Source organism: Rhizobium skierniewicense (assembly GCF_014196515.1).
Taxonomy (GTDB): Bacteria; Pseudomonadota; Alphaproteobacteria; order Rhizobiales; family Rhizobiaceae; genus Agrobacterium; species Agrobacterium skierniewicense.
The window spans coordinates 166012-189324 of the sequence record NZ_JACIDV010000004.1 but is presented as its reverse complement, the minus strand read 5'-3'; the positions used below and the strand labels follow the sequence as shown (position 1 = coordinate 189324).

The following is a 23313-nucleotide window of genomic DNA, read 5'->3' as shown; positions in this document are numbered from 1 at the left end:
GAGCCGCGTGTCTCGATCCGCTCCGCAGGCGGACCGGGGAAAAAATAGTCGCGGAACCTTCTCGCTCAGTGACTGCCAGCGCGGCGGCTCTTATGCCCTGCGGGCACCGCCATGCCCATTCTGGCCAAGGCGGAAGAAGAGCCTATGCCGCCGCGCTGACAGTCAACCCCTGCCTGCCGCCGTTATCGTGGCGAATGTTCCCTTTCCAAAATGGATAAAATCCGAGCGATCTGATTAACGAACGCTACCCCATCCGCGACATCATTCCCGACCAAAGGATTCTCAAGAATCCCGTTTTCTGCTATACATTTCTCAATAAAATCAACCAGAAAGTGGAGATTTCAATGCGCCAGACGATCACCAGAATTCGCGGCTTGACGGTTAACGTCATCATCGAAGAGGTCCACCATCACCATGAAAAAGGCGGCCTGATCTGCTACATCGCAGCGATTTACATTCAGGCTCACGGAAGCGCGCAAAAGAAGTTGATCCGCAAATCTCGCTTGCCCGGAGCGGCTGCGGAATTGAGAAAGGAAATCCAGCGGGACGGTATTCGCGCGTTCGACAGGCTGATGGCTTGACCTACTCTGATCGGTTCCTAAATATGTCGTATCGGTCAGCAGAGCCATGGACTGATACTTTCTCTGCAAACGCAGTGATGCGGCTCATATCCAGCGCAATCGATTGTCGGTCGCGTGCCGTTATCTAAATGCAAGCGGAAGCAGAGGAAAAACTATGATTCATCTTATTTGCCAGAACAGCGGAAACGTTTGGGTTTCCGCAGAAACGGTTCAAGCAGCCGTCGAGAAGATCGGTGAGATCGGCGCATCCGAGTACGACTATTTAGACGTGTCAGAGTACGACCGGCGTAACTTTGTTGATGGTGATCACCGGTGGTATTTTAGCACCTATCGGTCACGCGACGAGTTCGCCATCAATGATGCCGACGAACTTTCAGAGGCCGGTGAATTCGCTGGATATATTGCACTGGTGGAGCTTGAGAGGCTGGAATAGTTGTTATTTAGCCTGACGCCGCCATTCGATGAAGGGTGAGAAATCTACACCACGCGGAACCGGAATCGACATTATTTTTTGAACCTCCTCCGGTTCCAGTACCTTAAAGCCGTACCTTGCCCCAACGGAAGATGCTGCGTGACCACATTGCTTGTCTGCGAGGCTATCGCCGACGTTAATGCGGAACCATGATTTTGCGTTATGCCTCAGCGAATGGTATACTTGACGTTGAGTTTCATGAATTCCGAGTGCAATCATCCAGTTTCCCATTTGCTTCTGGGCAGCGTCCGCAGGGTCTTTTGCTGTATGGTAATGAGGGAAAACAAACCCACCCAAGCCACGCTGTTTCTTTGCAAAATCTATGAAACCGCAATCACGAAGCAACGGATGGATAGCAACAACGCGCACAGCCGTCTTCGTCTTGAGGGGCCTTGCAATCTCTTTGCCATCGATAATCAAAGGACGACGTAGATCGAAAACCTCGTTCCCTTCAATGGTCACAATATCAGAGGATTGCAGGTAGACGATTTCGGAAAGCCGCATCCCTGTCAAAAAACCAACAAGAGGCAACCAAGCTTTGTGCGGCTTTCGCATGATCTTAGGACTGACGCTGTCTGCCAGCCATGTATTCAAGGATGTCGGAGGCAAACCTTCCCGATCAATGGCAGGGACTGCAGCTACAGGCATTGTCACGCTGAACGACCGGATGTCGCGAATTCCTGAGACACCAGCAGTCGCCTTCTCCCAAATAAGCTTTACTTGGGTCACATGCTCTTTAACTGTCGTCTGTGACAGGCGTTTAATCCGCTTTTCGTCAGGCAACTTGTCATTTTTCTCGCCCATCTGCTTAAGATTCATATTGGCAAAAATTGTATACTTCGTGCGATTTGTAGGAACTTTTGCCAAGACTGTTGCAAAGTCCTGCAAATGTATAGGCAGATAATAGCTGAGAGGATGATCCCCTACCACATCAAGGAATGCCGCGAACGTGTTTTCAAGCCGCTCCTCATAGCGCACTCCGTCGTTGTTCCCCTTATCCAACGCGTCTTTTCGAGCATCAAGGATTATGCGACCTGCGACGCTTAGTTTAGTTGATGAAGTAACCGTTCTCTCATCCTGATATTCGAGAGGTTGAGGCTGGTGCTGCTGAATAGGTTGAATTTGAGGAGATTGAACCTGCCCCCCCCAAGGAACCGAGCGTGCGGACTACAGATTGAAACGTGTCACGCTCAGCCTCCCATGCCACGGAATCCCTTGAAAGGGCGTCCGCTATCGTCTGGAGTCTTTGCTTAAAATCTTTCAGAGAAGCCTTTTGCGCTGCCAGTTCCTTTGCTTCGCGCCGGTACACTTTGGCAGCTTCAAAATCGCCTTCAGCTTCGAATTCTTCGGCCTGCTGAATTCTGCTTGTGACTCTCAAGCCAAGAGGAAAATGGCGGCGATGCAGTTCCTGAAGCTCGGCATTTAACGCTTTGAGGCTATGAGCAAGGGTTTCTCTGGTCATGGTCGGATCGTCCATCATTCTCATGGCCGCACCCGAAAGAATAATTGCTCTTTTTCGTGCCGCAGCGGCAGGAAGTGGCCCCAAATTCACACGGATTGGCGATTTTCCAAATTGAAATTCGACGCTAACGGGAATCCGTTGCTGATATGTGAATCCGTTTTCGCGTTTCCATAAATACAATTCAAGCCTCTCGATCTGGCTTGAAATGTGTACGTAGCGGTGTATTTCGCCGTGTACGTTGGAAAAATCGGCTTAAAATTTTCGTTTGAAATCAGATACTTGCGTATAATGGTGGGCCCGGAGAGACTCGAACTCCCAACCAAGCGGTTATGAGCCGCCGGCTCTAACCATTGAGCTACAGGCCCTTCCGATAGCGTTAGCCGCCTCGGAGCGCGTGGTTGCAATGGTTCAACCTCGCGCGGAGTTGGCTTTAACGCAATTTTTTGGACGCGACAAGCCGTTGTCTTAACGCGTGTGTCATCTGTGCCGTATTAGACCCATAATCTCCTGCGACATCGACAGTCAGAGACGCTAAAAAAGAGGAACCTCAATGACATCGAAACTATCTTGTTCGTTGGTGCTATCAGCATTTACGGCTCTTGTCGCCGTGCCCATGGCTGCGTCTGCGCAGGACAATACCAAGCGGGAACCTGTGATCAGTGTGTCAGGTGAAGGCGACGCGGCGGTAGCACCTGATATGGCGATCCTGTCTTTCAGCGTCGTGAAGCAGGCGGAGACGGCAGCAGCGGCCCTCAAGGACAACAGTTCCGCCATGCAAGAGGTTCAGGCGGCCTTGAAATCCGCCGGTATCGCCGAAAGAGATTTGCAAACATCCAACTTCTCGGTCCAGCCCCTCTACAAACAGTTCGAGCCGAAGGACGGCGTCTATGTCGCTCCTGAAATCACTGGTTATCAGGTCAACAACGGCCTGACAGTGCGTGTCAGGGACATCTCCAAGCTCGGCGAAATTCTGGATCGTTCCGTCACGCTTGGGATCAATCAGGGCGGAGATATCACCTTTACCAACGACAAGCCTGAAACGACGGTGACAGAAGCCCGCAAAGCCGCCGTGGCGGATGCTGTGGCGAAGGCGAAAACACTTGCCGAAGCGGCGGGTGTCAAACTCGGCCGGGTGTTGGAGATGACCGAAAACGCACAACGCCCAATGCCGATGCCTCAGACCATGATGCGCGCAGCCGCTATGGAGAAATCCGACAGCGTTCCGGTCGCAGCAGGCGAAAACACCTACAAGGTCACCGTGAACGTGACATTTTCTCTGGACCAGTAATCCAAAACGAGGCGCAAGCTGCGCCTCGTTTCGAAATCATTCGCATAGCAAAATCCCCTCGCCATTTTTCGTGACGAGGGGATTTGAATGTCGAGACGGTCTAGGTGTGTCGCTACGGTCTAGGTGTGTCGTTCAGCGGCGAATGACCGGGCAGCCCCGAACATTGGCGAAGACGACGCGATCACGGCCCCGGCGGTCGAAACCGGCGACCACGACGCGGCGTGGAGACACGTCAACCACAGTGGCACGGCGCAGGCCCATGCGGCTTGCCTTTTCTTCGGCCAACCAAGGAGCGCAACGATCACGGCCACGATCCGGACGACCCCAGCCATGACCGCCGTGACGCTGGCCATCCTGAACATAAAGACCGTAACGAACATCCTGTGCAGATGCGGTGGATGCCGTTGCGGAAAGGCTGCTGATGGCGATAAGGACCGCAACGCCTGCTTTTGCGAATGTGCTGATCATTGTCTTACTCCGTTTCTAAATCTTCGCCGGGATGCGAGGTGACCCGATCGACCGATATGACATTAGTCGGCTGCGTGTGAACGGTTTCAGAACCGCCCATTCAGCATCCGTTCATGGCTCAAAACGCAAGCGGCTGCATTAACCGGAAAGGTGCATGACGATCTGGCGCACATGCGGTTGGTTACGATGTTCAAAGAGATAAATGCCTTGCCATGTGCCCAGTAGCAGCTTTCCGTCGGCCACCGGAATGCCCAGAGAAACCTGCGTCAGTGCCGACTTGATGTGTGCCGGCATATCGTCCGGCCCTTCCATCGTGTGCGAGACCCACGCCATGGAAGGATCGTTGGTGGGCGGCACTATCCGCGCAAAGAATTGCAACAAATCGTGCTTTACATCGGGATCGGCATTTTCCTGGATCAGAAGGGAGCAAGAGGTGTGGCGCACAAAAAGTGTCAGGAGCCCCTCCTGCATCCCATCGGCTTTGACGAAAGCTGCCGCGTTGCGGGTGAACTCATAGAGACCCTGGCCGCGTGAGGAGATCGAGAGAATTTTCTGAGACAAAGGTCTTTTCGCTTTCAAATTGGAACGAAACGGCTAGCAAATCGTTCTGATTTTTCAGGCCTAAATGTGACGTGCATCCACGCGAGCCGACGGCTGGGGAGATCTGCACGGAAGGAAACGCGTTTTCAATGGACGAATATACCGGTTTACGAAAATACTCTTTCGCCTGCCAAATTTCGACTATATTTTGTGAGACAAAGTCCTTAACGACATCACATTTGTTGCAGAATACCGACAATAAGTGCCCTATTCTATCTCGCTACCGAAAGACCACTTCATGACGTCGCAAGTCCAGCAGGTTGATCTTACCAACTGCGACATAGAGCCTATTCACATACCGGGATCTATCCAACCGCATGGTTGTCTGATCGCTTGCGACAGTGCCATGCGCACCATCACCCGTCACTCGGTCAATTGTCATGATATGTTTGGCTTTACTGGTCAGATGATCGGCAAGCCGATTGAAGAGTTTTTGGGTAGCGATGTCGTTCATGACCTGAGAAACGCACTCACGGTTACCGCCAACAGCAGCCGCCCGGCCATGTTGCCAAATGTCAAGCTTGCCTGCGGCAGGTCTTTTGATATTGCCATTCATCGCTATAAGGCTGTGACCATCGTTGAACTGGAACCTGCCAGCAATGAGGCGCAGCCGCTGCACACTGCCCAACTGATGATCGACCGCATCCGCGAAGCGGATAGCGTCGAGAGCCTGATTTCCCGCACCACACGATTGATAAAGGCGATGCTGGGTTACGACCGCGTTATGGTCTACCGCTTCGAACAGGATGGCGCGGGAAAAGTTATTTCAGAGGCCAAACAATCCGATCTTGAGAGCTTTCTTGGCCAGTATTTCCCGGCCAGCGATATTCCAAAGCAAGCACGTGCGCTCTACCTGAAAAACACGTTGCGGATCATCTCGGATTCACGCGGTGAACGGGTGGCGGTTGAACCGACGCTCGACCATTCTGGAGAACCGCTGGATTTGTCTTACTCACACCTGCGCAGCGTTTCGCCCATCCATTGCGAATATCTGCGCAATATGGGTGTGTCGGCATCCATGTCGATTTCCATTATCAATGACGGCGAATTGTGGGGGCTGATCGCCTGCCATCATTATTCGCCGCGCATACTACCCATGCCTATTCGCATTGCCGCAGAGATGTTCGGAGAGTTCTTCTCGCTGCACCTACAGGCTTTGAAACAGAAGAAAAAGCTGGCGACTGCGCATGACGCCCATGCATCGCTCGACAAATTTCTCAGGCTGGCTGCACACCACAACAATATAGAAGAGCTTCTGGTTGAGAACCTGCCGGATTTCAGCAGGTTGATGCCCTGCGACGGCGTTGGCGTGTGGATGAACGAACGCTGGTATACGTTCGGCACGGTTCCACCGCCAGCGCTTGCTCCCCAGCTCGGTCGTCTGGCCAGTTCCGTTTCCGAGGGGCGCGTATGGGCGACGCATGCACTGTCAAACCAGCTGCCTGAAGCGGAATATCTGGGCGGCGAAATCGCCGGCATGCTGGCGGTACCCTTGTCTCAGGTTAAAAACGATTACCTGATGTTCTTTCGTAAGGAACTTGTTCAGACTTTGAACTGGGGCGGCAATCCCGACAAATCCTATGAGACTGGCCCTCTGGGTGATCGACTGACGCCGCGCAAGAGCTTTGCGCTGTGGAAAGAAACCGTACACCAGCAGTCTCAGCCATGGACAGAAGAAGACCGGCAGATCGCAGAGGCCGCGCGCGTGGCGCTTGTGGAGGTGGCCTTCCGCCATAGCGAGTTGATGGCCGGCGAACGGGCGCAGGCGGAAGTGCGTCAGCGCATGTTGAACGAAGAGCTCAACCACCGCGTCAAGAACGTTCTGGCCATCATCAAGTCTCTGGTCGGGAACCCGACTCAGGAAGGCCGCACGCTGGAGGAATATGTTTCTGCCCTGAAAGGCCGCATTCAGGCTCTATCCTTTGCGCATGATCAGGTCGTTCGTGGCGAAGGCGGCGGTCAGTTGCGCGATCTGCTGGATGCTGAACTATCACCGCACAGGTCTCCAGCTAGCGAGATCGAGACAACAGGGCCAAGCGTTCTGCTGGATTCCCGTGCATTCTCGGTCATGGCACTTGTTCTGCACGAATTGGCAACCAATGCTGCGAAGTACGGCGCGCTCGGCCAGGCTGGCGGTCGGCTTCGCATTGCCTGGGAGTTGAACGATGTAGGCGACTGCGTGATTTCCTGGCGCGAGACGGTGCAAGGAACCGTGACACCACCAACGAGGACAGGCTTTGGATCTGCCCTCATCAGCCGAAGCGTGCCCTATGATCTGGGTGGGAAAAGCAAAGTAACCTATCAGCCGCACGGTATTGAAGCCGAAATCGTGCTGCCTGCCCGTCACGCGACGCCCGGCCAGCCACAAATCAATCTGGAACTATCGAGCAACGCCTCGGACCCTTACACACCTTATGCCGCGGAGGAACCATTGCGAGTATTTCTCGTTGAAGATCAAATGCTGATCGCCATGGATGTCGAATATATGCTGGAAGCGCGCGGCATCACCGATATCGAAACCGCCACGTCTTCGGCCATGGCGCTGGATAAGTTGAAGAGCTTGACGCCAGACGTCGCCATTCTCGACATCAACCTCGGCACCGATACATCGCTACCGGTTGCCTACGAGTTGCTGCGCCGCGAGATCCCTTTCATGTTCGCCACGGGTTATGCTGATGGAATCATGATCCCAAGCGAATTCGCGCATGTGCCGGTGATCCGAAAGCCTTACGACGAAGTTTCGCTTATGGGCTCGATCGGCAAACTGGTTGGCAGGCAGGTCCTCGCCTAACGGATATTGCGTTTAATTGCCGTCAATGGGTCGCAGTGAATAGGATTTACTGCGACCTGCTTGAGCGAGAGCTACTGGACCACCAGCTTCAATCGCTTGACATCCTCAGGCGTTAGTCTGGCGCCAATGTCATATCGAAATTCCGTCACAACGTAGTTTTCGATATCCACCTTGCATTGGTAGTTGATTGGGAACCACTGCGCACCGACATTGAACGCGCCCTTGGCGTTTAAGACGTTGTCGACGATCATTCGCTCTACGTCCTGTTGACCATCAGGCGGTTGACCCTGTCTTGCCGCAGTCACCTGCGCAACAACTTCCGCGAAACAAAGCTGCCTCACCCGCTGACGAGGCGGAAGATTTCCAAAAATTTGACGCATCATCGGGCCAGGGCGTTTTGCGCCGGCCAATATCTTCTTGGCAGGCTTAAGGTTGGGATCCCCTTCACCATCCGGCTTTGCTGTCGCAGATTGCTCCTGTGCAGGCTTTGGCTCGGGTTTGGGAACCTGTGATACAACAGCAGCCGGATCGGGCTGTTTGGGCGCATCCCCAGAGAGTATCTCACTTTGCTCGGCGTTAGTCTGTGCATCAGGAGCTTCCGGCCGCTCGTTCGTCTCAACAGGTTCAGCAGACGCGGGCGTTGTAGGCTGTGTCTCCGCCTGTTTTTCGGGTGCCTTCTGGTCTTGGCCGCCTGCCTCCTCTTCGCCCTGCTCGTCGCGCTCATCCATCTGCGTCGGGCTAGGACGGACAGGCACGCCAGACATGACAGATGGCGGCGGCTCAGGTTCAGGCGCGGGTACCGGTGGTGGCTCTTTCGGCTTTTCTTGCGCAGGCGGAGGAGGCTCTTCGGCTTTTTTTTCTTCCGGCTTTGGGGGCGGCTCAGGCTTGGGTGGCTCGACCATCTCCACGCTGACGGTTTCGGGCTCCGCCGGTGCCGGAGAATATCCAGAGGATAAGAGATAGGTGGCGCCAAGCAGAACATGCAGCATGAGTGAAACCGGAATTGTCCAGCTCTCCTGCCGCCATTTGTTCTTGCCCGTCTTTTCCATCCAGTCGATACGCCCGTTGACCGCCTCAGAGATAATCGTTTTGGAGGCCAGCATCATCCCCAAAAAGAAAAACCCGGCCAGAAAACTGACCGGGCTTAATGTCTTCCACTAACAAAAACTCAACTATCGAGGAACGAGCGCAGTTTGCGCGAACGGCTCGGGTGCTTGAGCTTACGCAGGGCCTTGGCCTCAATCTGACGAATACGTTCGCGCGTGACCGAGAACTGCTGTCCGACCTCTTCCAGTGTGTGGTCCGTGTTCATGCCGATGCCAAAGCGCATGCGCAGGACGCGTTCTTCGCGTGGCGTCAGCGAGGCCAGCACCCGCGTTGTGGTTTCGCGCAGGTTGGCCTGGATGGCGGCATCGATTGGCAGAAGGGCATTCTTGTCCTCGATGAAGTCGCCCAGATGCGAATCTTCCTCGTCACCGACAGGCGTTTCGAGCGAAATCGGCTCCTTGGCGATTTTCAATACCTTACGCACTTTTTCAAGCGGCATCGCAAGCTTCTCAGCCAGTTCTTCCGGCGTCGGTTCGCGACCGATTTCATGCAGCATCTGGCGCGATGTACGAACGATCTTATTGATCGTCTCGATCATGTGCACCGGAATACGGATCGTGCGGGCCTGGTCGGCGATCGAACGGGTGATGGCCTGTCTGATCCACCATGTCGCATAGGTCGAGAACTTGTAACCACGACGGTACTCGAATTTGTCCACGGCCTTCATCAGACCGATGTTGCCTTCCTGAATGAGATCGAGGAATTGCAAACCACGGTTGGTGTATTTCTTCGCAATCGAAATCACCAGACGCAGGTTGGCCTCGACCATCTCCTTCTTGGCGATCCGCGCTTCGCGCTCGCCCTTCTGGACCATGGAAACGATGCGGCGGAATTCGGCAATGGAAATGCCGGTTTCCTGAGCGAGGTTCTGGATTTCCAGACGGATGTCGCGGATCGTGTTGTTTTCTTCGCGTGCGAATTCCTTCCAGCCCTTGGCAGCCAGATTGGCGATCGACTTCATCCAGTTCGGATCCAGTTCCGCACCGTGATACTGCTCCAGAAAGCCATCACGCTTCACGCCGTAGGATTCGGCAAGGCGCAGAAGACGACCTTCGTTTTGCATAAGGCGTTTGGAAATGTCGTAAAGCTGCTCGACAAGGCTATCGACGCGGTTCTGGTTCAGAGACAGCGACTTAACCGCTGTGATCAACTGGTCTTTCAGTTCCTTGTAACGACGCTCCTGGCCAGTGGACAGCGTGCCGGTGCACGCCAGGCGCGCCTCGACCTGCTGGTCCTGAAGCTTGCGCAGCTTCTTGTAGGTGTCGGCAATCGTATCCAGCGTTTCCATGACCTGCGGGCGCAGTTCGGCTTCCATCGCAGCAAGAGAAAGATTGGACTCGTCGTCATCCTCTTCTTCCTCTTCGTGTGGAAGGCCTTCGCCGCCGACATTCGTCACATCATCATCGCCACCGGGATTGCGCAGACGACGGACTTTTTCTTTCTCTTCAGCAGCCTTGCGGTCCGCTTCGATCTTCTCCGGGCTCTGGAACTGAGGAGCAGCCTTGGCTTCCGGGCCAGAATAGGTGGTTTCGAGATCAATGATCTCGCGCAGAAGCGTCGTACCCTCATTCAATTCATCGCGCCAGATGATCAGCGCCTGGAACGTCAAAGGACTTTCGCACAGGCCAGAGATCATGGTCTCGCGGCCAGCCTCAATGCGCTTGGCAATCGCGATTTCGCCCTCGCGCGACAAAAGCTCAACGGAACCCATCTCGCGCAGATACATCCGCACCGGGTCATCGGTGCGATCCGTCGGCTCCTTCTTCTTGGCAGTCGCAAGCGCGGTGCCGCTGGAAGGCGCAAGTTCGCCACCCTCGGACTCTTCTGCCTCGGCGTCGGCATCTTCGGCTTCTGCGGGCGCCTCTTCGGCGTCCTCGTCTTCAACGACGTTGATGCCCATTTCACTGAGCATTGCCATGATATCTTCGATGCGGTCAGGGTCGACCTGATCCGACGGCAGCACCTCGTTCAGCTCATCCATAGTGACGTAGCCGCGTTTTTTCGCGGCCTTGATCATCTTTTTGACCGCGTCATCCGAAAGATCGAGAAGCGGCCCATCCGTCGCGCTGTCGCGTTCGTTTTCAGCTTCTTCGTTTTCTTTGACTTTGGTTGCCATCTATCTCGTCGCTTTCCCTGACGCTAACATCCGCTCCACCGCAAAACCGATCGCCTTGAAAGGCATCCGGCTCTGGCCGCGAATCACCGTCAAACACCTAACGGAATGATCTTTAATTGCCGTTTAAACACGGCCACCACAGGCGGAACCTCAAGACAGTGCATCCGGAAATGCTTTTCCATGCAGTTTCGATCCGCCAAAGGCCCATTCCACCTTACTTTTCCTGAAATGGTGATTCCCGCTATTTCCCGTCACGTCAAGCCTTTATGGCCCGACCGAGGGTTAAAAGCTAAAAAACGCCACTGTCTCCGCGACATTTCACGGACCTCACCAACTTAACCCCTATTTAGGTCTATCTGTGCAAAAGACAAGCCTCAAACAGCGCAAAACGCCTAACCGTGGCCATAGGCCGGACCCTTGACCCTGCCGGACATGACCCCAAAACCATCGATGATTGCTTCCTGATTCTCCATCCGTCCAATCTCCAGCTGAACCTCCGAAAGCGCGCGCATCAATTGAACCATGCGCTCGCCATCACCCGCTTCCGTTGCCTCGGCAATCTCGCGCTCAAGCTCGATCTTTTGCCAGCGCAACGCCTTGGTGCGCTTGTGCAAAGAGAGCGACTGCGTATACCCCTCGCGCGCGTCTTCGGGCGCCGCCTGCTCGGTCGCGGTCCAAAGCCGGGCATTGCGCACCTGCTGGTTCATGGCTTTCAACAAAACATCGAAGCCCTGCAACTCCAGTCGCGCAACCAGACCATCGCGTGAAAGCTCGGCACCGTTTTCTGCTGCATAGGTCAACACCTGAGACCACAGCCGTTGCAGGTCGCGGCTTTCATAGTCGATGGCGGCGATCTCGTCATATTCTTCCAGCAGCAGTTGCGGATGGTTGACGATGGTCAGCGCCAACACACTCTCGCGCAAGGCTGGTGCAGCGAGATACCCCTTCACAAGCCCGGATTGGCTGAGCCGGTCGGATATGCTGCCAGCGCCCGTCGTGCTTCCCCGCGCAGGTGTTCTTTGACCGCTGCGGTTGCCGTTGCCCTCGCCGCGCCTGAAGTTGCGATTGGGCCCGCTGCTGCGCTGGAATTGCGGCTGAAAAAACGTATTCAGCCGATCACGCATGTCCTGCTGGTAAAAGCGGCGCACACTTTCGTCACCGATAACAGACACGATTTGCCGAAGGCGATTTTCCAGTTCCGCCCGTTTTTCCGGCGTGTCGAACGTTACCGATGCCGTCTCGCGGCTCCATATCATCGCGGCCAGCGGCTTGGCCTCGGCGAGTACGCGGTCGAACGGCGCCCTGCCCTCATGGCGCACAAGATCATCAGGGTCTTTGCCATCCGGAAGCAGCGCAAAGCTGACGGAACGACCCGGTCTGATGTGCGGCAATGCCAGATCGGCGGCGCGGCTTGCGGCACGAATACCGGCACCATCGCCATCGAAACAGAGAACAGGCTGCGGCGACATCTTCCACAACAACTCGAGCTGGTTATCCGTCAGCGCCGTGCCAAGCGGCGCCACCGCGTTCTCGACACCTGCCTGATAAAGAGCGATGACGTCCATGTAACCTTCAACGGCAATGACAGTGCCCGAAGATTGTGTCGCGCGACGCGCACGTGCGAAGTTGTAGAGGACGTTGCCTTTGTGAAAAAGCTCCGTCTCATTGGAGTTGAGATACTTGGCCATCGCATCCGCCGCCATAGCGCGGCCACCGAAGGCAATCACCTTCTCGCGTGACGACAGGATTGGGAACATGATGCGGTCACGAAAACGGTCATAGGACACAGGGACATTTTCATGCACCACAAGACCGCAGGCCTCCATCTGTTCTTTGGCGATCCCTTTGGAGGCGAGATGTTCTTTCAGCGCATTGCGGCTATCGGGCGCAAACCCCAGCCGGAAGGTCTCGATCGTGCGCCCGCTCAAACCGCGATCACGAAGATAGGCGCGCGCGCGCGCGCCGGCAGAAGTCTGCAACTGATCCTGGAAGAACAGCGTCGCCATTTCCATGACGTCCTGCAAGGTTGCCCGTTCGCGCTCGCGCTTTTCCGCCTGCACGTCCGGCTGCGGCATGGAAACGCCCGCCATATCTGCGATCTGTTGCACCGCTTCTGGAAAACCCATGCCATCCAGATCGGTCAGGAAGCGGAAATGGTCACCGGACACGCCGCAGCCGAAACAATGATACCGCCCCTTGCGGTCCTCACAATGAAAGCTGGGGCTCTTTTCACCATGGAACGGGCAGCAGGCCCAATAGTCACCCTTGGAGGCGTTGCTCTTCTTCCTGTCCCAGGTCACACGTCTGCCGATAACATCGGAGATGTTCACTCGGTCACGTATCTCGTCGAGAAATGAGTTTGAAAAGCGCATCGTTACCTGGGATCAGTGCCTGTTTTCGGCCGGTCTTTCATATAAGCGCAGCACGCCCTGATTACCAAGGGAAGAAACGCGTGATTCCCGTTATTCACAGGCATCGACAGCGATGCCCGCGTTCTATTTTGCGCTTATCGGCATGATGCCGAGCGTTCGCGTGATGCTGGATGGTTTGAGCGATATCCCCCTAGGATCGCCCAACCCGCGCTTTTACCCCCAAGCGCATCTCAACGCATGAAAAGGCAGGGCATCCACATATGCCCTGCCTTTATCATTTGCGGGCTCGCGTTTACTTCAACAGTTCCTTGATCAGGCCCGACGCCTTGCCGAAATCGATCTGGCCAGGATAACGTTCTTTCAGGACGGCCATCACCTTGCCCATGTCGCGCAGGCCTGACGCGTCTGTCTCGGCGATAACGCCTTCGAGAATGGCGCGAACCTTCTCCTGCGGAATCTCTTCCGGCATGAAGCCCTTGATGATGATGATTTCCTCGCGCTCGTGCTCGGCCAGTTCGGCTCGACCGGCCTGATCGTAAATGCTGGCAGATTCTTCGCGCTGCTTGATCATCTTAGCCAGAATCTGCAGAATCTCCTCATCCGACACCGGGTCCTTGCCGACGCCGCGATTGGCGATATCACGGTCCTTGACGGCTGCCTGCACCAACCGGATCGTCGAGAGGCGGCGTGGCTCGCGGGCTTTCATGGCATCTTTCAAAGCGGCGGCGAAGGTATCCCGGATCATGTTTTTCTCCTTGGGAAAGGCCCTGTCTGTCGGCATGGATCGGTCAGGCATTTCCGTCATTATTTTGGGCGTGACATAAACGAGCAACCGGGGATCGGCAAATCATTTACATAAGCGTCTGAATCAAATGGGTTTTAAATCCAGCTAATCCACAGGCCCGCGGTTGACCCCTTGCGCCCCTTTCGTTATTTTCCGGCACCTGCACAGGATTTTAACGAAGGTTACGACGCGAAGGCTTTCGCGCGCCCTTATCCGCGAAAAAAGATGACCACTTTACCCCCGCTTTTCAAGAGGCGGGCCGAAGTGGCAGAAACGGGAAACGAGATGACCGAGACAGCACCCTGGACCACCCGCAAACCCACCGCCATGCTCGTTCTGGCCGATGGCACCGTGATCGAGGGCACCGGCATCGGCGCAACCGGCAAGGTGCAGGCGGAAGTCTGCTTCAACACGGCGCTGACAGGTTATCAGGAAATCCTGACCGACCCGTCCTATCTGGGCCAGATCGTCACCTTCACCTTCCCGCATATCGGCAATATCGGTGCCAATGACGAAGATATCGAAGACCTGACACCCGCCGCACGGCGCGGTGCGGTCGGCGTGATCTTCAAGGCCGACATCACCGAACCATCCAACTTCCGCGCCGCCAAGCACCTTGATACCTGGCTGAAAGCGCGCGGTATCATCGGTCTTTGTGGCATCGACACGCGTGCGCTGACAGCCTGGATCCGCGAAAATGGAGCGCCGAACGCCGTCATCGCCCATGACCCGAACGGCGTTTTCGATATCGACGCGCTGAAGGCGGAAGCCAAGGCATGGACCGGTCTTGAAGGTCTTGATCTTGCTATCGAAGCCACATCAGGCCAATCCTCAGTTTGGAACGAGACGTCGTGGGTCTGGAACGAAGGCTACGGCACACTGGGCGAGGCTGACGCCAAGTACCATGTCGTGTGCGTGGATTTTGGCGTGAAGCGCAACATTCTGCGCCTCTTTGCAGGTCTTGATTGCAAGGTAACGATCGTTCCTGCGCAAACGTCTGCCGAAGATATTATGGCGCTGAAGCCAGATGGTGTTTTCCTCTCCAACGGTCCAGGAGATCCGGCGGCGACCGGCGTCTACGCCGTTCCGGTCATCCAGAACCTGATCAAGACAGACCTGCCTGTGTTCGGCATCTGCCTTGGTCACCAGATGCTCGGGCTCGCCGTTGGTGGCAAGACCGAAAAGATGCATCAGGGCCACCATGGCGCAAACCATCCGGTCAAGGACTTTACCACCGGCAAGGTGGAAATCGTCTCCATGAACCACGGATTTGCAGTCGATGCCAAGTCTCTGCCTGATGGCATCGAAGAGACTCACACATCTCTGTTCGACGGAACAAATTGCGGTCTGCGCATCACGGGCAAGCCGGTGTTTTCCGTCCAGCACCACCCGGAAGCTTCCCCTGGCCCGCAGGACAGCCACTATCTGTTCCGCCGCTTCGTGAACCTGCTGCGTGAGAAGAAGGGTGAACCGGCTCTCGCAGAGCGCTGATACGAATCGGAAAACTGTTCAGCAATCTTCGGCCCGCGTTCAGCGGGCCGTTTGACTCATAGCGTCGGAAACAAGAAAATACTGATCACGCCGATACCGCGACCAGGAGAATGCCATCATAAACGCATCGATATCATCGGGAGGGGCAGCACCGACCAAACTATGGCCAACTGCGAATTTTATCCCGTAACGGTTGGTTCGGGCATTTCGAGGCGAAGATCGCCACGGTGGGCACGCGGCAAAAATCCGCGGCGTGCAATATTGAGGAAACGATACCGGTAAAAAGACGTGTGCCTGCAATGATCTCACAGGACACCATCGTGGGAATGTTCCGACGATCGATGAAACGTGGATCTAGCGAGATTTTTTCGAGCGGGATAAAGTTTCCGGATCAGCAACAACATCCACAGCCAAAGCTTCGAGACTGAATCGACGTGGCAAACATCAAAGCATGGCGCATTGAACGAATACCACCATGCTTTGACACTCTTGCACCGTTTGTAGGGCTCTAAGCGGAGCACGGCAGGGGGTGCCACTTTCTATCAACACCCCCTGTTTCCACCGCGTGGATCACCGCTCGAATTTTGGGTCGTGTTCCACACTGATAAGTCCATGAACGGTCTTGATCGGTATCAGGGATTCGGCCCACGGCCGGAAGTCGACCGCTCCACAGTCGCAGCAAGCTGAAACTCCAGTTTGCCGTCTTTTTCGACACGGCGGATATCTGTCGGTCCGACCGAGACAGGGCGCTCGTCGGCAGCAATCACGGTGGCGATCTGTGCGGCGCTTTGCTGCACGTGAAGAGCACCATCAAAGTCCTGAATAGCATCTGCAATCATTTTAATATTCCTTTTTGATTTAATACTCAAATCCGCCGGGAAAATAGAAATGGCCAACGGATGAAAAAAGGTTGCAATATTTATTTTTACTCGTCAAGATTGATTATTACATTTTAAATAGCAACATAAAGATAATATATTTCTAAAGTTGCGTTTATGATCGCGTAAATTTCGTGACGGAAACCAGGATACGGATCCGATTGAAGTTCGTGTGTCCTCAGGGGATGTTAAATAATACGACGACCTGCTCGGCGTCAGGAACAGCCTTTGCGGGTGGGAGAATGCGCCACGTGGTATGCATTGCGGCGCCAGACATCACAGCATGGCGCGAAAAAATAAATGCCGCCATGCTTTACACTCTTGCACCGTTTGTAGGGCTCTAAGCGGAAGCATGACAGGTGGTGCCACCTTCTATCAACACCACCTGTTTCTACGGCGTGGACCACTGCCCTAGCTTTAGGTTGTGATCCCCACCGAGAAGTCCGTATGCAGTCTCAACCAGGATTAACTACCTGGAGCAGGGTTGGAGGGCGACGGCTCCGCTGTCGCAGCAAGCTGAAACTCCAGTTTGCCGTCTTTTTCTATGCGGCGGATATCTGTCAGCCCAACCGAAACAGGGCGCTCGTCGGCAGCAGTCATGGTGGCGATCTGTGCAGCGCTTTGCTGCACGTGAAGAGCACCATCAAAGTCCTGAATAGCATCTGCAATCATTTTAATATTCCTTTTTGATTTAACACTCAAATCCGCCGGGAAAATAGAAATGGCCAACGGATGAAAAAAGGTTGCAATATTTATTTTTACTCGTCAAGATTGAAAAGATAAAATCTTAGATAGGCGCTTGCATTTCACGCTTCACCATCAGGTAAAAACGTGTGGTGAGGAGAATGGCTGCGGTCGAAAGACCGAATACGAAACCGAACCAGACACCCGGCCCGCCGAAGCCGAGTGGAAACGCGGCGACCCAGGCCAGTGCCAGACCAATGGGCCAATAGGAAATCAGCGCCAGGATCATTGGTACGCGCGCATCCTTCAGGCCCCGCAGCAGACCGGCCGCAACCGCTTGCATGCCATCCACCAGCTGAAACACACCGGCGATGATGACCAATGTGCTGGCATAGGCGAGAACGTCGGGCGCACCCGGCAAACTCGGATCGAGGAACCAACTGGCCAGATATTGAGGAGCGAGCGCAAAGAAGAGACCACCCGACGCTGCGATGAGGCACGCCACGCCATAGACGGTTACCGCCGCACGCACGAGGTTTGGATAATCGCTCTGCCCATGTGCCACCCCCACCCGCACGGTGGCGGCCTGAGAAAGGCCGAGCGGAATCATGAAGGCAATGGATGCCAGTTGCAACGCAATGCCGTGAGCGGCCAGTTCCAGGGTGCCGATCTGGCCCATGAGAATGGACGCTGCCGAAAACAGCGTGACTTCCGCAAGGATGGTGACACTGATGGGCAAGCCGAGACGGATAACCTCCCATAAAGCGTGAAAATCCGGCTTCCAGAACCGCACGAAAAGCTCATAGCGCCGGGTTTCCTCCCGTGTCTGGATATAGACGACGATGAAAAGCAGGCTGAAGGCGTTAACGATGATGGCGGCAAAAGCGGCGCCCAGCATTCCCAACGCAGGAAATCCGAAATGGCCAAGAACCAGAGCGTAGGCCAGGAACCCGTTGATGACCAACATGGCAATGGTGGCATACAAAATGATGCCAGCGCGTCCTATGGCACTCACGAGGCCGCGCATAACATAAAACAGAAGCGCTGGCAGAAGACCAAACTGCGCGATGGCCAGATACTGTCCTGTCTGCGCCGAGACTGCCGGATTCTGACCAAGCGCCAAGAGGATGCTTTCAGCCTTGAGGAATAGTGGCAGGGTCAGTAACCAGTACACCGTCGCCACCCACATTCCCATGCGCAGAGCACGTCGCGCGGTTGTGGCATCACCCTGCCCATAGGCGTTGGCCACCATCGGCACCACAGCGACGGAGAAGCCGGAGCCGAAAATGAAAACGACGAAATAAAATTGGCCGGCAAGAACCATGGCAGCCAGTTTTTCAGCGCCCAGCTGGCCGACGATGATCATATCAGTGGTATGAATTCCAAGCTGCGCCAACTGTGCCCCAATCAACGGAATTCCCAGCGCAAGCGTGGCTCGCAAATGCGCGCCCCAAGACTGCAATGGGACGGGATTTTTTTCGACCGCAACCGACGAAGACATGACATCACCTCAAAAACAAAAGCCGCTTCTCTAACGCGAGACAAGCGGCTCGACGTCTGGTTATGTCATTTGCAGCGAAGGCGCAAGCACAGGATATTGACAGTATAACCATGCCCTAAAATTAATTTATTTTCGACAAAACAATGCTTTAAGAAATTCTTTGTGTCCTCATGTTTAAGGCTTGCAAACTTTGTTTACGCTTGCCCGATAAAGGTTCCACCGAAATAAAAAATATTTGGGTGCATGAGGCACGCCGTGATCGCCATAGGCATGTTCGCATCAAAACCCGGCAGGGCCGGTCTTTCCAAGGTTCAGAAATTGCCCAAAAAATCCAATTTGATGACGCGGATCGTCGTGGCGGCGTCCTGCGTTGTTGTCGCCGCCTTCGCAGGTTTTTCGGTTTACATCGACGGCCTCCAGCGCGACGCAGCCAACAATTTCGTCGAAGACAAGATCAACGCCGCCGGTAAGCAGTCCGCCCAGAGCATCGCCAACTGGCTGAACGGTCGCGTGATGATGACGGAAATGGTTGGCGCGGCAATGACCAAGGCGACCACACAGGAACGGCTAGACCTTCTGTTGCAAAACGACATTCTGGCACGCGAGTTCAAATCCGCCTATTTCGGAGATGAAGCGGGCGCTTATAACAATTTTCCTGCCCAAAAGATGCGCGACGGCTACGATGCGCGACAGCGCCCTTGGTATCAGGCCGCTGTCAAAGCAAACTCGACAGTGTTGACCGAACCCTATGTCGATGCCAGCACAGGCAAGCTCGTCGTCAGCGCGGCCGTTCCGGTCAAACGTGACGGCAAGCTGGTCGGCGTAGCTGCAAGCGACTTCCTGCTGACGACACTGGTTTCCATGATCAGCTCTATCGATGCAGGCAATGAAGGCTATGCGTTTCTGGTCAACAAGGATGGCAAGATCCTGATTCACCCGGACGTATCGCTGATCAACAAGACGCTGACCGATCTCTTCCCTGTCGCGACGCCTAAGATTTCCCAGGCCGTTTCGCAAACCGAAATCGGCGGTGCAGACAAGATCACGAGCTTCCTTCCCGTTCCTGGTCTTCCAAACGTTGAATGGTCTGTTGGTCTTGTGATCGACAGCAAGACGGCATTCGCATCCATAACGCAGTTCCGGATCGCAGCGGTGATCGCCACAGGTCTCGCGGTTGCCGGTATGATTGCTTTCCTCGCATTCCTCGTAAACAGCCTTGTGATCAGACCCGTAACGCAGATGACTGCCGCGATGGATGAGCTCGCTGCCGGCAACCTTGACGCGACCATCCCTGGCCAGGAGCGTACGGACCAGATCGGTTCCATGGCGGCAGCTGTCTCCGTGTTCCGCACCAATGCGCAAGAGCGCCTGCGTCTGGAAGGTGACGCAGAGCAGACCCGCAATCTCTCGGAACACGAGCGCGGCGAGCGCGAGAGGACTGCCGCGAGGGACACGGCCGATATCCAGTTCGCCGTCAGCGCATTGGCGGAAGGCCTCGCCCATCTTTCGGATGGCCACATGGATTACCGTATCAATACGCCGTTCGTGGCGCATATCGACCGGCTGCGTGAAGATTTCAACGGCTCGATCAGCAAGCTGAATGGCGCGCTTGTCACCGTTGGCCAGAACGCCCGCGCCATCGACGCCGGTGCCAGCGAAATCCGCCAGTCGGCCGACGATTTGGCCAAGCGGACCGAACAGCAGGCAGCCTCGGTGGAACAAACCGCCGCGGCACTCGAAGAAATCACCACGACCGTCAAGGACTCTGCCAAACGCGCGGAAGAAGTCGGACGTCTGGTGGAACGTGCCCGTACCAATGCCGAACAATCCGGCGTGGTCGTTGGCGATGCTGTAAAAGCGATGGAAGGCATCGAGCAGTCTTCTTCCGGCATCTCCAAGATCATCGGCGTCATCGACGAGATCGCCTTCCAGACCAATCTGTTGGCTCTGAACGCTGGTGTTGAAGCAGCGCGGGCCGGCGAAGCGGGTAAGGGCTTTGCGGTCGTTGCACAGGAAGTGCGCGAACTGGCCCAGCGTTCTGCAAACGCTGCCAAGGAGATCAAGACGTTGATCAGCGCATCGACGACCCAGGTCGAAGCCGGTGTTTCGCTGGTCGGCAACGCTGGCAAGGCGCTTGAAACAATCGTGGCCGAAGTGCAGGAAATCAACCAGCATATCAACGCCATCGTGCTTGCCTCGCGGGAGCAGTCCACCGGTTTGCAGGAAATCAATACGGCCATCAATACCATTGACCAGGGCACGCAGCAAAATGCCGCCATGGTTGAGGAACAGACCGCTGCAAGCCATGGCCTTGCCTCCGAAGCAGCGGCATTGAACGATCTGCTGGCACAGTTCAAACTGGCAAACAGCCAGCAAAACGCCCGTACTGGCTACAGTCGCGCGGCCTGATCAGTACTTCCTGTTGAGCAAAGAGAGGCGTGACCTGTTATCGGTCACGCCTCTTTTGTTTATCCACCCCACCTTGTGCAGATCGACGAAAACCGACAGATTTGCGAGGAAGATCGTGAGTCGCCGGGGGAGCTCGATGCTGTGGGAGATCATATGGCGTGGCACGATGATGGGCATCGGTGGCACCATGTTCATGGATATCTGGGCGATCATCCTGCATCGCATGTTCCGGCAGCCTGCACCGAATTGGGGTCCGGTTGGCAGGTGGTTCTGGCATCTGCCCAACGGCAAAGTCTTCCACGACAGTATCGCGACCGCGATCCCCTATGAGCACGAAACCGCGCTTGGCTGGGCATCCCATTATGCCGTCGGCATTCTCTATGGGGTCATTCTCGCGATGATCGTACCCAGTGGCTGGTTTGCGAAACCATCGTTCCTGCTGCCGTGGATCGTCGGCATCTTGACGGTCGGCGCTGGCTGGTTTCTGCTTCAGCCCGGCCTTGGCATCGGTTGGGCGGCGTCCAAGACGCCCAACCCGACCAAAGTGCGCGCTCTGAACCTCATTGCGCACACCGTATTCGCGCTGGGAATGTATGTAACCGCCTTGATTTTGGCCTGAGATATCAGATCTCTGCAGAGAACGTATCGCAATCTTCGATACGACCTTTGTCGAAGCCACGGCGGAACCACTCGGCGCGCTGGGCGGATGTCCCGTGATTGAAACTGTCAGGCACGACATAGCCCTGCGACTGCTTCTGAAGCGTATCGTCGCCAATCTGGTGTGCGGCGTTCAGAGCCTCTTCCAGATCACCCGTTTCCAGAAGACCCTTCTGCTGGGTGGATTTGCCCCAGATACCAGCGTAACAATCCGCCTGCAACTCAACGCGCACCGACATCTTGTTGGCATCGGTTTCACTCATGCCCTGTCGCTGACGGTTGAACTCGGGCAAGACGCCGGTCAGGTTCTGGATGTGGTGACCAACCTCATGCGCGATCACGTAGGCCTGGGCGAAGTCGCCGGATGCACCGAAGCGCTGATCGAGTTCGCGGAAGAAATTGGTATCCAGATAGACCTTGCGGTCCTGCGGGCAATAGAATGGGCCGCTGGCCGAAGATGCGGTTCCGCAACCCGAGCGCACCTGGCCTGCGAACAGAACCAGAGTGGGCTTTTCATAGGTTTCGTTCGACGCGGCGAAAATCTTACCCCAGGTATCTTCCGTCTCAGCTAGGACGGTTCTGACAAAGGCGGTGGTATCGTCGCTGGACTGACCCTGAGGCCGCGTTCCGGTGCTCTGCTGGCTACCGCTATCAGTGGAAACGTCGCCCCCAGACAGAAGCGTCAAGGGGTTGATGCCAAGCGCCCAGCTGATCAGCAGAATGACGACAAGGCCGCCAATACCGATGCCGCCGCCCCGACCGCCACCGGTCGGCAGGCGGAAACCACCGCCACCGCTACCCGCTGACATGCCACGTCTATCTTCAATATTGTCGGATTGTCGCCGCCCGCGCCACTGCATGCCAGTCTCCCCATGAATGCGACGCTATAACGCAAACGAGAGCAATCCGTTCCCCGACATCAACTTTGCGAGAACACATAGGCCCCGCCCTTTTTCAGCGCGCGCTGGTAAGCGGGCCGTGCGCGGATGGTTTCGAGGAAGCGCCGGATCCCCGGCTGATCGGCCGCACCCGCTGCACGGCTCATGGCTGCTTCCACCGGAAAGCTCATGGCTATATCGGCACCCGTCAACTCGCCTCCGGCAAAAAAACCGTCCCTGGCGAGCTCCGCTTCCCAATAGGCCGTATGGTCTGCCAGTTGCGGATCGACGAGTTTGCTGGAAACGCCTTTCGAAATCAGCTGCGCCACGGGCCGCAGGAAGAACGGAACCTGGCTGGGTATGCGCGAGAACAAGAGCTTCAACAACAACAACGGCATGGCTGATCCCTCGGCATAGTGCAGCCAGTAGACGTAGCGTCTGTAGTCGTCCCCGCCCTTCTCGGGTCTGAAGGCGCCCTTTCCATAGGTATCAATCAGATATTCGATGATGGCCCCGCTTTCCGCGTATATCTTGCCGCCATCTTCGATAACAGGAGATTTGCCGAGTGGATGCACCGCTTTGAGGCTCCTGGGCGCGCGCATGTCGGGCCCTCGGGCGTAGGTTTTGACGTCATAGTCAAGACCGAGCTCCTCAAGCAGCCAGAGAATGCGGTGTGCGCGGGAATTTTCGAGGTAATGGACGGTGATCATGGTGCCCTGTTCTATTGTTTTAGAAACCAACGTAATTCATTCAAATAACTCTACGTTTTTACAA

21 protein-coding genes and 1 tRNA gene are annotated in these 23313 nt (G+C 55.5%); 8 read left to right on the top strand and 14 right to left on the bottom strand.

What is annotated here, in order from left to right; translation table 11 throughout:
* The first annotated feature begins 344 nt into the window (after positions 1 to 344).
* Entirely contained in the window at positions 345 to 581 is a 237-nt protein-coding gene (locus GGQ73_RS07895; RefSeq protein WP_183895359.1) for a hypothetical protein, read from the top strand.
* Between the two features lie 154 nt (positions 582 to 735).
* Positions 736 to 1014: a hypothetical protein gene (locus GGQ73_RS07890; RefSeq protein ID WP_183895357.1), complete on the top strand. Its 279-nt coding sequence runs from the start codon at positions 736 to 738 to the stop codon at positions 1012 to 1014.
* Positions 1015 to 1017: 3 nt separating this feature from the next.
* Here GGQ73_RS07890 and GGQ73_RS07885 read toward each other — a convergent pair whose 3' ends face one another.
* From GGQ73_RS07885 to GGQ73_RS07875, 3 genes are all read right to left on the bottom strand, one after another.
* Complete coding sequence (locus tag GGQ73_RS07885; RefSeq protein ID WP_183895355.1) at positions 1018 to 2055, bottom strand: site-specific integrase; 1038 nt, start codon at positions 2053 to 2055, stop codon at positions 1018 to 1020.
* Between the two features lie 70 nt (positions 2056 to 2125).
* Positions 2126 to 2695: a hypothetical protein gene (locus GGQ73_RS07880; RefSeq protein ID WP_183895353.1), complete on the bottom strand. Its 570-nt coding sequence runs from the start codon at positions 2693 to 2695 to the stop codon at positions 2126 to 2128.
* 109 nt (positions 2696 to 2804) lie between these two features.
* Positions 2805 to 2880, bottom strand: a tRNA-Ile gene (locus GGQ73_RS07875).
* A gap of 185 nt (positions 2881 to 3065) precedes the next feature.
* Between GGQ73_RS07875 and GGQ73_RS07870 the strand changes: the two genes are divergently transcribed.
* Positions 3066 to 3803: an SIMPL domain-containing protein gene (locus GGQ73_RS07870; RefSeq protein ID WP_183895351.1), complete on the top strand. Its 738-nt coding sequence runs from the start codon at positions 3066 to 3068 to the stop codon at positions 3801 to 3803.
* 132 nt (positions 3804 to 3935) lie between these two features.
* On the opposite strand, the gene GGQ73_RS07865 is transcribed toward GGQ73_RS07870, so the two are convergent.
* Together GGQ73_RS07865 and GGQ73_RS07860 are read right to left on the bottom strand one after the other, a co-directional pair.
* A complete protein-coding gene (locus GGQ73_RS07865; RefSeq protein ID WP_183895349.1) occupies positions 3936 to 4271 on the bottom strand; it encodes a hypothetical protein in 336 nt (111 codons plus the stop codon).
* A gap of 138 nt (positions 4272 to 4409) precedes the next feature.
* Positions 4410 to 4832 (bottom strand): secondary thiamine-phosphate synthase enzyme YjbQ, encoded by a 423-nt coding sequence (locus GGQ73_RS07860; RefSeq protein WP_183895347.1) that lies wholly within the window; start codon positions 4830 to 4832, stop codon positions 4410 to 4412.
* A gap of 277 nt (positions 4833 to 5109) precedes the next feature.
* Between GGQ73_RS07860 and GGQ73_RS07855 the strand changes: the two genes are divergently transcribed.
* Complete coding sequence (locus tag GGQ73_RS07855; RefSeq protein ID WP_183895345.1) at positions 5110 to 7662, top strand: HWE histidine kinase domain-containing protein; 2553 nt, start codon at positions 5110 to 5112, stop codon at positions 7660 to 7662.
* 71 nt (positions 7663 to 7733) lie between these two features.
* Here GGQ73_RS07855 and GGQ73_RS07850 read toward each other — a convergent pair whose 3' ends face one another.
* The 3 genes from GGQ73_RS07850 to dnaG form a co-directional block, all read right to left on the bottom strand.
* Positions 7734 to 8765: a DUF930 domain-containing protein gene (locus GGQ73_RS07850; protein WP_183895326.1), complete on the bottom strand. Its 1032-nt coding sequence runs from the start codon at positions 8763 to 8765 to the stop codon at positions 7734 to 7736.
* A 65-nt stretch (positions 8766 to 8830) separates the two neighbouring features.
* Entirely contained in the window at positions 8831 to 10885 is a 2055-nt protein-coding gene (rpoD, locus tag GGQ73_RS07845; protein ID WP_174153580.1) for an RNA polymerase sigma factor RpoD, read from the bottom strand.
* A gap of 392 nt (positions 10886 to 11277) precedes the next feature.
* On the bottom strand, positions 11278 to 13257 hold the full coding sequence (gene dnaG / locus GGQ73_RS07840) for a DNA primase (protein WP_183895324.1): 1980 nt from the start codon (positions 13255 to 13257) through the stop codon (positions 11278 to 11280).
* Between the two features lie 112 nt (positions 13258 to 13369).
* Between dnaG and GGQ73_RS23160 the strand changes: the two genes are divergently transcribed.
* Positions 13370 to 13498 (top strand): hypothetical protein, encoded by a 129-nt coding sequence (locus GGQ73_RS23160; protein WP_268842301.1) that lies wholly within the window; start codon positions 13370 to 13372, stop codon positions 13496 to 13498.
* A 51-nt stretch (positions 13499 to 13549) separates the two neighbouring features.
* Here the strand turns inward: GGQ73_RS23160 and GGQ73_RS07835 are convergent, their stop codons facing one another.
* Complete coding sequence (locus tag GGQ73_RS07835) at positions 13550 to 14002, bottom strand: GatB/YqeY domain-containing protein (protein ID WP_183895322.1); 453 nt, start codon at positions 14000 to 14002, stop codon at positions 13550 to 13552.
* A gap of 324 nt (positions 14003 to 14326) precedes the next feature.
* Here GGQ73_RS07835 and carA point away from each other — a divergent pair, with 324 nt between their 5' ends.
* Positions 14327 to 15532, top strand: a complete 1206-nt coding sequence (carA, locus tag GGQ73_RS07830) for a glutamine-hydrolyzing carbamoyl-phosphate synthase small subunit (protein ID WP_183895320.1) — start codon at positions 14327 to 14329, stop codon at positions 15530 to 15532.
* Between the two features lie 632 nt (positions 15533 to 16164).
* Here the strand turns inward: carA and GGQ73_RS07825 are convergent.
* From GGQ73_RS07825 to GGQ73_RS07815, 3 genes are all read right to left on the bottom strand, one after another.
* Positions 16165 to 16371 carry a hypothetical protein gene (locus tag GGQ73_RS07825; protein ID WP_174153584.1) on the bottom strand — a complete coding sequence of 69 codons (207 nt, stop codon included), beginning with the start codon at positions 16369 to 16371 and terminating at the stop codon, positions 16165 to 16167.
* 504 nt (positions 16372 to 16875) lie between these two features.
* Entirely contained in the window at positions 16876 to 17082 is a 207-nt protein-coding gene (locus tag GGQ73_RS07820; RefSeq protein WP_174153585.1) for a hypothetical protein, read from the bottom strand.
* 115 nt (positions 17083 to 17197) lie between these two features.
* Positions 17198 to 18595 carry an MATE family efflux transporter gene (locus GGQ73_RS07815; protein ID WP_183895318.1) on the bottom strand — a complete coding sequence of 466 codons (1398 nt, stop codon included), beginning with the start codon at positions 18593 to 18595 and terminating at the stop codon, positions 17198 to 17200.
* A 318-nt stretch (positions 18596 to 18913) separates the two neighbouring features.
* On the opposite strand from GGQ73_RS07815, the gene mcpU reads away from it, so the two are divergent.
* Positions 18914 to 21004, top strand: a complete 2091-nt coding sequence (gene mcpU, locus GGQ73_RS07810; protein ID WP_183895684.1) for a methyl-accepting chemotaxis protein McpU — start codon at positions 18914 to 18916, stop codon at positions 21002 to 21004.
* Positions 21005 to 21143: 139 nt separating this feature from the next.
* Positions 21144 to 21623: a DUF2938 domain-containing protein gene (locus GGQ73_RS07805; RefSeq protein WP_183895682.1), complete on the top strand. Its 480-nt coding sequence runs from the start codon at positions 21144 to 21146 to the stop codon at positions 21621 to 21623.
* Between the two features lie 4 nt (positions 21624 to 21627).
* Here the strand turns inward: GGQ73_RS07805 and ypfJ are convergent, their stop codons facing one another.
* Positions 21628 to 22521, bottom strand: a complete 894-nt coding sequence (gene ypfJ, locus GGQ73_RS07800; RefSeq protein WP_174153587.1) for a KPN_02809 family neutral zinc metallopeptidase — start codon at positions 22519 to 22521, stop codon at positions 21628 to 21630.
* A gap of 59 nt (positions 22522 to 22580) precedes the next feature.
* Positions 22581 to 23249 carry a glutathione S-transferase family protein gene (locus tag GGQ73_RS07795; RefSeq protein ID WP_183895317.1) on the bottom strand — a complete coding sequence of 223 codons (669 nt, stop codon included), beginning with the start codon at positions 23247 to 23249 and terminating at the stop codon, positions 22581 to 22583.
* Positions 23250 to 23313: the final 64 nt, after the last annotated feature.

Coding starts and splice junctions, on each gene's coding strand:
- GGQ73_RS07835 (WP_183895322.1), bottom strand. CDS start 14,002: ATGATCCGGGATACCTTCGCCGCCGCTTTGAAAGATGCCATGAAAGCC.
- GGQ73_RS07825 (WP_174153584.1), bottom strand. CDS start 16,371: ATGATTGCAGATGCTATTCAGGACTTTGATGGTGCTCTTCACGTGCAG.
- ypfJ (WP_174153587.1), bottom strand. CDS start 22,521: ATGCAGTGGCGCGGGCGGCGACAATCCGACAATATTGAAGATAGACGT.
- GGQ73_RS07890 (WP_183895357.1), top strand. CDS start 736: ATGATTCATCTTATTTGCCAGAACAGCGGAAACGTTTGGGTTTCCGCA.
- GGQ73_RS07870 (WP_183895351.1), top strand. CDS start 3,066: ATGACATCGAAACTATCTTGTTCGTTGGTGCTATCAGCATTTACGGCT.
- carA (WP_183895320.1), top strand. CDS start 14,327: ATGACCGAGACAGCACCCTGGACCACCCGCAAACCCACCGCCATGCTC.
- GGQ73_RS07855 (WP_183895345.1), top strand. CDS start 5,110: ATGACGTCGCAAGTCCAGCAGGTTGATCTTACCAACTGCGACATAGAG.
- GGQ73_RS23160 (WP_268842301.1), top strand. CDS start 13,370: ATGCCCGCGTTCTATTTTGCGCTTATCGGCATGATGCCGAGCGTTCGC.
- GGQ73_RS07865 (WP_183895349.1), bottom strand. CDS start 4,271: ATGATCAGCACATTCGCAAAAGCAGGCGTTGCGGTCCTTATCGCCATC.
- GGQ73_RS07895 (WP_183895359.1), top strand. CDS start 345: ATGCGCCAGACGATCACCAGAATTCGCGGCTTGACGGTTAACGTCATC.
- rpoD (WP_174153580.1), bottom strand. CDS start 10,885: ATGGCAACCAAAGTCAAAGAAAACGAAGAAGCTGAAAACGAACGCGAC.
- dnaG (WP_183895324.1), bottom strand. CDS start 13,257: ATGCGCTTTTCAAACTCATTTCTCGACGAGATACGTGACCGAGTGAAC.
- GGQ73_RS07795 (WP_183895317.1), bottom strand. CDS start 23,249: ATGATCACCGTCCATTACCTCGAAAATTCCCGCGCACACCGCATTCTC.
- GGQ73_RS07850 (WP_183895326.1), bottom strand. CDS start 8,765: ATGCTGGCCTCCAAAACGATTATCTCTGAGGCGGTCAACGGGCGTATC.
- GGQ73_RS07815 (WP_183895318.1), bottom strand. CDS start 18,595: ATGTCTTCGTCGGTTGCGGTCGAAAAAAATCCCGTCCCATTGCAGTCT.
- GGQ73_RS07820 (WP_174153585.1), bottom strand. CDS start 17,082: ATGATTGCAGATGCTATTCAGGACTTTGATGGTGCTCTTCACGTGCAG.